General features: G+C 58.3%; 1 protein-coding gene. It reads right to left on the bottom strand.

The window, feature by feature from the left end; all coding sequences use genetic code 11:
- Window positions 1–683: 683 nt before the first annotated feature.
- A partial coding sequence (locus tag JF66_RS22525) for a DUF1648 domain-containing protein (protein ID WP_156109925.1) occupies window positions 684–1185 on the bottom strand: 502 nt, incomplete at its 5' end.

Raw genomic sequence — 1185 nt, 5'->3', positions numbered from 1 at the left:
TTGCGAAGGCGCATCTATACCGCGCGCAACCTACGCTTCGCCGGCGTATGGTCAGTATTTTCGGGGCTCTTCTTCTTAACGGTCGCTGTGGAGAGGATGATAGGGCAGCCATCGTGAGCGCGCGTTTCACGTGAGCGATCCGATCGCTGACTCTGGCATAGGTGCTCAGCCTGCGCCGCTCAAGGTCACCATACGGGGACGGATCACGAATTGTTTGCGATGTCTTGGCGTTCCGCTCAGGGTTCCCCTTGCGGGGAACAGGACGACAGCCGACACTTCGCTCCTGTCTCGTAACCTCAGTGTGTCGAAACACATGGCTTTCAAGACGGTCTGGTGTCGAGACACTTCAGCAGCGCAGTCTGCGGTCAGCTTCCGTGCGGTTTCTAGTTCGCGATTGCTTGCGCTTCCACTTTGTGACTTTCGGTGCTTTATTGCGGCATTTTTGATCGCCATTTGGCGCGCCAATAGACTTGCGTGCCCCGCGTCCCGAACTTCACCGTGCTTGGCGATCAGCAATGCCCTTGTCGCGAAACCAGAGCGGCTCGTAGCCCATGGCGGTTTCAAGCGGTGTAAGCATAGGGACTATTTCCTGCCTCGTGATTAGCTCGCCGAGGAGGATCGCTGGCCGTGGTGGAACACGAGTGCCACGCCGCGCGCGGGTTCAGATCTGAGTCTTCGAACGTTCACTCATCAGGAGCATTCCAAAGGTCCGCGTCGGACGGGATGGGGTGCGGCTTCTCTCCACCGAATGTAGTCAATGCAGGAACCACTCCCCACGCCAAAAGAAGAATCAGGGCAGGCCAAGCTCCCACCTCCGGCTGGGCGCCAGGCGGCGTCGATAAAGTGATTCCAATGATGATCAGCCAGCAGGAAGCCGCGCCACCGGAGAAGAGCCCTCCTAAGAGGAAGCCCGGGCGCGCCGATGACGGATCGGCTGAATCGATGCCTGGGGCAATACTCAGGCCTGCCACCACGACCGCGATCAGCAGCATCAACGCAAACAGAATCCATGTTGTCGAGGTTCCATCGACTTCACCGGAGCTGGACCAGTGGCTCGGTAATTCCGATGGGAGGGTGTTTCGTTCGAGTAGAAACGTCAGGAGAATCGTCAGCGCTGGCAGCGACGTAAGTACCGCAGCCCAAACCCAACGCGGAGTGAAGCGAGTGGCTGATGAGGTCATAATT

Source organism: Cryobacterium sp. MLB-32 (assembly GCF_000738085.1).
Taxonomy (GTDB): domain Bacteria; phylum Actinomycetota; class Actinomycetes; order Actinomycetales; family Microbacteriaceae; genus Cryobacterium.
This window is presented reverse-complemented; position numbering and strand designations above follow the sequence as displayed.